General features: G+C 45.1%; 2 protein-coding genes and 1 pseudogene. 2 read left to right on the top strand and 1 reads right to left on the bottom strand.

What is annotated here, in order from left to right; translation table 11 throughout:
* Positions 1–11: 11 nt before the first annotated feature.
* Both DEV76_RS25765 and DEV76_RS25760 read left to right on the top strand, forming a co-directional pair.
* Positions 12–8,624 (top strand): RHS repeat-associated core domain-containing protein, encoded by an 8,613-nt coding sequence (locus tag DEV76_RS25765; protein WP_109700842.1) that lies wholly within the window; start codon positions 12–14, stop codon positions 8,622–8,624.
* Complete coding sequence (locus DEV76_RS25760; protein ID WP_109699359.1) at positions 8,605–9,033, top strand: hypothetical protein; 429 nt, start codon at positions 8,605–8,607, stop codon at positions 9,031–9,033. The genes DEV76_RS25765 and DEV76_RS25760 overlap by 20 nt, the downstream gene beginning before the upstream one ends.
* A 51-nt stretch (positions 9,034–9,084) precedes the next feature.
* Here DEV76_RS25760 and DEV76_RS26145 read toward each other — a convergent pair.
* Positions 9,085–9,280, bottom strand: a pseudogene (locus DEV76_RS26145) (helix-turn-helix domain-containing protein); the annotation flags it as partial.

Below are 9,280 nucleotides of genomic sequence, written 5' to 3'. Positions count from 1 at the left end.
TGTACACTGCTGTGGATGAATTCGACTTTCTGAACGGGCATTTGGTTAAATTGACGGTTAATAGTATTTCCAGTGCTGAATTAGGGGAGGACCTTCCCGGAATATTCCGCATTGTAAGCCAGGTAGCAATTGACCGGAATTACGTACAGGATCCGGCTGCCCTTGTGGAGATATTTGCCCGGGAATCCACCGGAGAGCAGGCACAATTACAACCGGAAGGACAAATGATGGCAATGGCAGCACCGGTAACTGTTACACCCAACAGAGTGTCACTGGTTTGGGGTGCGCCAAATGATGGGATAGATGATTATGACCTTGAATGGACCTTTATTGATGAATTTCATCCTGATGGAACATTCTTAAGCAATCCCGTGAATCATACCAACACGGCGGTACTTGAACGGATGTTCCGGAACAATGCCAGCCGGGTTACCCTTAAGGGGCATGAATATCACATTAACCTGGTGCACAATACGCGTTATCTGTTAATCAGAATGCGTACCGCTCCGAAAGACCCTGTTTCCGGTTTACGGAATCCCGGTACCTGGTCTTACCAGATTAAGCATACACCGGTAGGGGGGACTGAACAGATAAACAGCGGTGTAATTATTTTGACCAATACCTGGCACCGTTCTGCTTTCAACTGGCAGTATTCTGCGACTTTTGCAGAAGAAGGGAAAAGGAAGGAAGTGGTATCTTACTTTGATAAATCACTCAAAAATCGTCAAACAGTAACACTGTCTAACCACTCAAATGAAGTTGCCAGTGAAGCGGACCTGACTACAGTTGCTCAATCTGTAATCTACGATCAGTATGGCCGTCCAACTGTGGAAATGCTGCCGGCTCCATTGAATGGTGTTAATATACTCGATTTTCAGTCTCAGCTCAACAAAAAAGCCAATGGTACGCAATACACGTTTGTGGATGTGAACAGCGGAACGTTTGATTGTAATTTCACATTCCCTGCTATGGGTAATACAGCAGGTGCAGGTAAATATTACTCCACACAGAATGGTTTCAAAGCCTTAGGCAACCATAGTTATGTGCCGGATGCGGAAGGCTATCCTTTTTCTGGTAAGATATACATGAATGATAATACCGGCAGGCTGGCGGTACAGGGAGGTGTTGGACCCAAGTTTCAGCCTCAATGGAATGCGGCGAACCCTGACCTTCATGCTACCCGTTTTTATTATAGTAAACCCTCCCAGTTCGAGCTTTACCGGCTTTTCGGTAACGATATAGGAGATGCCACGCATTATAGTAAAACTACTACGGTAGATCCTAATGGTCAAATCTCAGTTTCCTATACAAACCTGTCTGGTAAAACCATAGCTACCGGCCTAAGCGGACCGGCGCCAGCTAATCTTGATGGATTACCGGGTAAACCTGCGGCCGAACAGAAGACCATCGATCTGTTTACTAATTCAGCCTTTGCATTTGATCCTGTTACTTTAAAACTTACCGCCAGCCAGGTATATGTTGCCCAGGAAGCCGGTACACGTAAACTGACGGTGGATGTGGCCAACCTGTTGTCCTCTTCAACTATCGCAGCGAAGAATATCTGTACCAAATGTGAATACGAGATTGTCCTAACGGTGACCTCAGATTGCGCTGACCCACTCATTCCGCAGGTGTTTACCATACCTGTAGGTGTTCCCGGAACTAACTGTACACCCCTCACGGGCAGCTTCCGTCAGGAAGTAACAGCGATTTTTGCAAACACAGGCCAATATTATATCCGGCTGGAATTACGCATTAAGCAAAATAGGGTAGATCAGCTGGCGGAACAATCCATCGCCATCAATGATCTGCTGAAAAAGCAATTCGATTTTGTTAAAGAAGAGCTGGAGCAGATTGACTTCAGTGGCTGCTTTGACGATTGCCAGACCTGCTATGCAGCCCTTGGTACCAAGGTGGTGTTCATGCAGAAGATCAGGGACAAGATGACCGCTATGGGCATCAATATGACAACTTATGGCAGCCAGGTAGATGCCTGGTCTGGCCCGTTATATGATAACCTGAGCACTAAATGCGCTGCGGCAAGAGGTGATTGCGGAGAAGATCCTTGTGCAAATCTGAAAAGAACACTGCGTAAAGACGTTTCTCCCGGAGGACAATATGCACTATTTAACGCTGCTGGAGAGCCGGTGGAAACTTCCATCCATGTATTGTTCAACAAGTTCAGAGTAGTTTTTCCTGAAAGAACGAAGGATGAGCCCGGCTACCTAAATAACATGGTGCAGAATGATGAGGGAGACATGGTGTCTGTACATGATAAGGCATTTACGCTTACAGATCTGGTTAAATACTGGAAGCAGGATTGGGAAGATCTTTTTGTTATTTATCATCCCGAGTATTGTGCCTATACCTACTGTGTAAGCACCACATCTTATCAGAAATGGGATGAAAAGCTCAATAAACTTGCGCTTACTGCAGCAGATGCACTTATACTGTCTACCAAATCTTTCGATAGGAATGATCCGGTGTGGCTAACTACTGTAGACCCATATTTCTTGTCAGTGCGCGGTGCAGCATATCTTACTGCTTTCAAAGCGGATCTGCAGAACTACTCCATTAATGTGAAAGGGCTATCCATGCTCGTAAACAAGGACGTTAACCGCTACGTGGATTATGTGCTGTATTGCTCGGATCGTTTTGGCTCTGCAAGTACAGCACCTGGCACAGAAGATAATACATGGGGAGGTTGTGCCCCCGATGTGAATTGCCGGGTTATTGACCGGGAATGGAGAATGTACCTAGATGCTTACATGGAGCTGAAGAGAAAGTACTATCAGATAGACAGAGCTGCTAACGAATGTGCGGTAATAACCTGTCCTGTAGGTACACCAGTTTCATTGGGGAGTGGATGTCCTCCAACTGGTGCGTTCAGTTTGAAATCATTATCAGTATCAGGGAGCCTTCAGACTGTTACTGTCCGTTACGAAGGAGGGAATATTCCCCGTGCGGCAACTGTTACCTTACATTATCCATCCAACTACGATGGGCTTACGCAGGTAGCTTCCGTGGCTTTCGCTGCAGGTGATAAGGAAAAAACAATCAGTATTGCATCCGCCATCCAGGTAAACCTGGTGAAAGTAAAAAGTGTAACATGTAGCGGCGGATCCTCTATAATACCATGCAATGGACCTTCTTATACGCTGGACCTCGGTACAGGCGGGCGTAAGTCTGGTTTCCGAACATGGGATAAAGTGGTAGGCGGCACAGTTGTTACTTACAAAGCAATTGAAGGGTATAAAGACCAGCCTCCTACAGGCTATTGTTCCGGTGCTCCTGTACCTGTTTTCTATAGTTGCTTATGGGTGAAAACACCGAATAATACTGCAGGTGAATACCTGCAGAATGTCTGGCTGGTGATCTGCCCGGCAACAGCCTGTGCCTCTCCAGGGAGTTTCGCTGCTACTACCGGCAACATCCCTAACCTGACCTTTTTTAATAGTTCTACTACTGTATATCTGTACCCGAATACGGCCCCAACCACTGTTATTGCTAATCCTGGTTGTATTAATCCGGTACGTACGTGGTATGATTGTTATTCGGTGACGCTAAGTGGTGTGACCTATAATTACCGGAATGTGTCTGTGTTTTCATGCCCACCTGCCTGTAGTTTTACATTAATTGTTACCAGCGGTGATGGAGATTTGTATATCAGACGAAATCCTTCTGAAACATGGTATTATTATGTATCTCCAAGTGACCCGGGTAGTGGATGTCCGGATATTCCGGGAGATCAGGCTCAATTTTATCCCTGCATCATTTTCAAGCGTACAAACGGAGTTGCAGATACGCTGGTAAATGTTTGGATGTTTACCTGTATTGAAGAAAATCCAGGTTTCGCAGCAACAAATGAAAGTATGCTGCTGGCCGCTGAACCATGCGATGCATACAAATCAAAACAGTCGAGGCTCGGTCTTGTGGATTATAATGCTGCCATTGATACGGCCGGGATTAAGACACAGGGGGCAGGGCAGTTACAACAGCAGATTCAGAACGCATGTGCCAATCAGGCAGATGGCTGGATTAGCCGTTTACGCCCTGGAATGGGAAATGTCTTACCGGCCGACAGTGTGGCTCTTCGTAATAAACTGATAGAACTCTGCAACAAAGGAGTCGATATATATCATCCTTATGGCGCCAGCACACTGCCGCCTCATGCCACATTGCCAAGCGGAGCGGTTAGCTTCAAAGATGTGTTGAAATCTATTACCGGGCTTACTCAGCTTACTGCTGACTACAACCCCTGGCTGCTGGATGGGCCTTACCCTTATAAAACGCCGGCGCAGACATCGTTGCCGTTGATTTCTTCATCAGATCCTGAATTGTGCAGCAGGCTGACAACGCTGAAAGCAGATTATCTGTTACAGCCACCCGGCAATTCCTTCCACACATATCTTACCAACCGGTTTGGTACCGCCAATACATTAACCGTAGCGGAACTGACCGAATTGGAAAGAAGCTGTACCTCGTGTAAGTATCTGCTTAATGTAGACATTCAGGTTCCAGTGTTCCTCACGAAAGAGGCCAAAGGATGTATTACTGCACAGGAGCTCAATACTGCGTGGAACGCTTTGCTGGCTGAAAATCTTACCAACTTCACCAGTGCGCATCCCAATTATGAACGTATATTCACAAATTACTTTAACCATAAATGGGGCTTCACACTCAGCTTTACTGATTATCAAAAGCTGAAAGCGCTTTATGATCAGAGTCCCTCGACTACGGCCATTCTTTGTAATGAACCAGTATTCGCACCGCAGGCAACAGATCCTTACGATTGCCTGTTAACTCTGGTGCAACGGGGGGTGTGGAATGGTATGCAACGGTACGATAGTTACATTGCAGAGGCTAAACGCCAGTTCAAACAGGAATATATCAGCGATTGTAGTAAGGCCCTGGCTAAGCTGGAAATGACGCACATGGTTTCTGACTACCATTTTACCTTGTACTATTATGACCAGTCGGGGCAGTTGGTTAAAACTGTTCCCCCCGAAGGCGTGAAGTTACTTAGTGACGCGGAGATTGCAGCGGCAGCAGAAGCAAAGGAAACTATTACTAACTGTACTTATACAGGCCCTACTACAGCCACTGACATGGCGCTGACCAATACCTATCTTACCAGTGCTTTCGAATCCGGCAAACGCTCAGTAGAAATGTGGGTATACGGCAACGAATTGCCACATGGGCAGGTACTCATGTCAACAGGTATTAATGGTTATCTGATGAATGCCTGTATCGGCAGCAGTATTTTGGAACTCGACCTGTATAAACTGGTTTCTGGGGATGTGACCAATAATTCCGTGGAAATCACGCGTTCCCGCCATTATAAAGTTCAACTCAATGCAGCTAACGTACGGCCATGGATGCACATCGTGCTGACCGGAGAAAATATTGGGCAGGATAACGGAACACTCAATATTTATGTAAATGGTGAGCTTTGCCCTGCAATAACTACCGGCACAGCGCCAGCCACCTGCGGATGGGAGATTGGGTATTCGGGCAGTACGCTCGTTTTGCCGTCGAACACCAGTATTTTGAAACACTTACGTGGTTACAGCAGGGATCTGAGCATTTCCGAAGTTCAGTTGCAGTATGCAAAAGCCTGTCTTGATGTGGATGCTACATTAGCCGGGGTGCGTCAGCACTGGGGCCGGTTTAATGTTCCTGTCGCAGGTTCGCCAACCACGGCAAACAATACTACAACTGAAACACGTTTTGCACGGGTTTACCCTGACCATTGGCTTAACAGCAGTTATTCATTCCAGTCACTCAATGGCGTTGTTAGGCAGGTAACTCCGGACGGTGGATTATCTAACTTCTGGTACGATTACATTGGCAGATTGGTTTTTAGCAAAAATGCAATACAAACAGGCCGTAACAGCTATACTAAATATGACGCTCAGGGAAGGGTAGAAGAAGTGGGAGAGATTACGGGTAATACATGGGCCGGTACGTTCATAGCAAAATTAACGGCCGAGGAATGGTTGACTACAAATAAGGCTTCCAAGCAACAGATCACCCGGACTAAGTATGATTTAGAAGATCTGGATGCTAAGAATAAGGATTTCGCTGCATCCTTCTCGCAGCAAAATCTCCGCCAGCGAGTAGCCGCTACTTATATGCTGGATGCGGACGTAGTGAACACCTCAGCTGTATCGGCCACTTATTACAGTTATGATCTTACTGGCAATGTGAAATCTGTACTGTTCAAATTGCCGGCCATGTCTACTCCGGTTTATAAAAGGCTGGATTACAATTATGACCAGGCCAGTGGTAAAGTTAATACAGTACGCTACCAGTTGGATGCGCCAGACCAATTCCTGTATGATTATGACTACGATGCTGAAAACCGGTTGATGATCGTTAGGACAGACATTAAGACTACCGGAACTGATAAGTGGACATTACAAACGCCGAGAATTAACGCCCAATACTACTACTACAAGCACGGACCACTTAGCAGGATGGAACTGGGTGGTAACTTGCAGGGGGTAGACTATGCCTATACGTTACAAGGATGGCTAAGAGCAATTAATGGTGAAAAGCTTTCTGCTAGCGGTAACATTACTGCGGTGCCGGATATGGGACAGGATGGTAAGACGGGAGCCCCCAATTCAACATTCAAGAAAGACGTTTATGCATATTCATTGCAGTATTATAAAGGAGACTACAAGCCTGTATGGACAGATGCAGGTGGTTCGACTGCAAACGAACCGGTATTCACCATTAAATGGGAGAACCAGGCTTTGCCTGCCGGAGGGACAGGAAAAGAGTTGTTCAATGGTAATATTTCCCGTGTAACAGCAGCATTACGAGATGTGAGTGCCCGTGCCTCGGTGGGGTATTCATACCGGTACGACCAGCTGAACCGACTTACCCAGATGGCTTATCACCCTTCTTTAACCAATAGTACACCCGACTTTGCGGCTACACTCGCATTCGCCGAAAAAATCGAGTATGATGCAAACGGCAATATCAAGAAATACGAGCGGAATGGAGACAGGTCCATCGCAGGTGAGGCTCCTATGGACCGGTTAAGTTATAATTACAACTACCTTAATGAGAATGGCGTTAACCGTCTGGTTAATAATCGACTTCGTAGCGTATTCGAAACCGAGGTGACCAACAGTCACTATACGACAGATCTGAAAACCGGGCAGTCAGTAGATAACTATGGCTATGACGCAATTGGGAACCTGATCCGTGATAACCAGGAAGGTATTACCGGAATCAATTGGTCAGTTTATGGCAAGATTAGTCAAATTAATAAAGGGGCTAATACAATCGTTTACAAGTACGATGCTTCCGGTAACCGTATTTATAAGGAAACCACCTTCTCAGGGGTAAAGAAGAAAACCTGGTATCTCCGTGATGCAACAGGCAATACCCTTGCTGTCTATTCAGGCGATGCTACAACCAATGTTACCTGGGAAGAGCAGCATTTGTATGGCAGCAGCCGCCTGGGTTACTGGAATGCTGGTGTTGCCAATGGCGGAAATGCCGCAACAAGCTGGAATACGCCAGGCAAAACCCTTTATGAGCTCACTAATCACTTAGGAAACGTATTGGGGACCATCTCCGGCAATGCGGCTATACCGCAGGAAGCAGAAGTGGTGCATATGCAGGATTATTATCCCTTTGGTATGGGAATGCCGGGGAGAAGTTTTAAATTGGGGACAAGTTCTTACAGGTATGGGTTTAACGGAAAGGAGAATGATAATGAGGTAAAGGGTGTTGAAGGATCGCAGCAGGATTATGGGATGAGGATTTATGATCCGAGGATAGCCAAGTTCTTGAGTGTTGATCCGATAGCAGGAAAGTATCCGTATTACTCACCATATCATTTTGCAGGAAATTCGCCCATTATTAGTATTGATATAGATGGATTAGAACCATCAGCACCCAGGACACAATGGAAGTTCATTGGAAATGTTAACGGTCAAAAGCTTTACGAAGTACCGGAGCAGAAGAAGATTTATTATGTAGCGGAAACGGCGAATTGGGGTGTGCATGGCAATTCTTATTTCCAATATACTAATCCTGAAACTAATAAGTGGGCGGGAAACTTTACTCCGACCGATTATGAAGAAAATGGGCCAGGAGGATTTCCAACAGAGGATATTCGAGCTTCTCAAAATAGAAACCAGGAATATAGTAAATCCTGGAAGGCTTTCCAGGATGGTTTTTTGTTCCATAAAAAGACGTTTGATTTTGTTGAAGGCCCTTTTGCTTTTACAGTATTGATTTCTACGGGATTTATTGGAGGGGGGCAAGTGCCAATTGCTAGATTCCCTGCTCCTAAGATGGTGAATCAGATGATTGGAGGTTTTTATGTGCGAGGGAGTGTGGCTGTGGCTGAAAAGACTTATTTGAGAACCATACAATCGTTGGCTGCAGGGGAAAAGGCATCAACAATACCAGAGTTATTAGGTGTATTTGAAAAAGAAGCAATTGAGGCGGGAGCAGAAAAAATAATAATACGAGGTATTGACATTGTAAATCCGAAGTTATTCAATCCTAAAATGGCAGAGAAGTTAGGTTATATGTATGAACAAACCGCGGATGACGCAATTCAATTAATCAAAAATCTTGTACCAGGAGGAAAATAAGTTGAAAAAAAAGTCAATTATTGAAGCCAAGTTCCTACGTAATAGGAGAGAAGCAAAGTATACTTTGTTATGGAGTGAAATGGCCTCCATAGAGCAAGAAGAGGTATTGTCTTTAATAAAGCTACAGCCTGATGAGTCTGTGATATTGGGATATAAGGAAGGTAAATCTTATTGGTGGATACTAACAAATTTGAAACTTATATTAAAGAATGGGAAGTCACTTGACTATTTTGATTTAGATAATATTGAGAAAGTTGAGGTGAACCAAGTATTTGAAAATGAAACATCTAAAAAGGAGGTATCAAGACTTGAGTTAAAAACTAAAAATGAAGAAGTGGTAGAGTTGAAAGTTGAACTCGGGCTTTGGACGACATTGTATGATTTATTTCTTTTTATAGTCAAAAAATAGATTTTATCGCATACTTCTTAGGTAAGTCGCCGCCTCATCGGGCGGCGTTTCTTATTGTTGTGCCTTTCTGATTTTAGCATCCCGGATATAAGTGTCGATGAGATCGAACAGTACCGTCTTTTTAGGCTCCTCGATGAGTTCGATGTCCTGGAGTCTTTTAAGGGTCTTTTTATCGAACCTGCTGTTAACCCCTTCCCCTACAAGATAGTCGAGCGAAACCCCTAGTGCATCCGCAATCCTCTTAGCG

It is taken from the genome of Chitinophaga deserti, from assembly GCF_003149455.1.
In the GTDB taxonomy this organism is placed as follows: Bacteria; Bacteroidota; Bacteroidia; order Chitinophagales; family Chitinophagaceae; genus Chitinophaga; species Chitinophaga deserti.
This window is presented reverse-complemented; position numbering and strand designations above follow the sequence as displayed.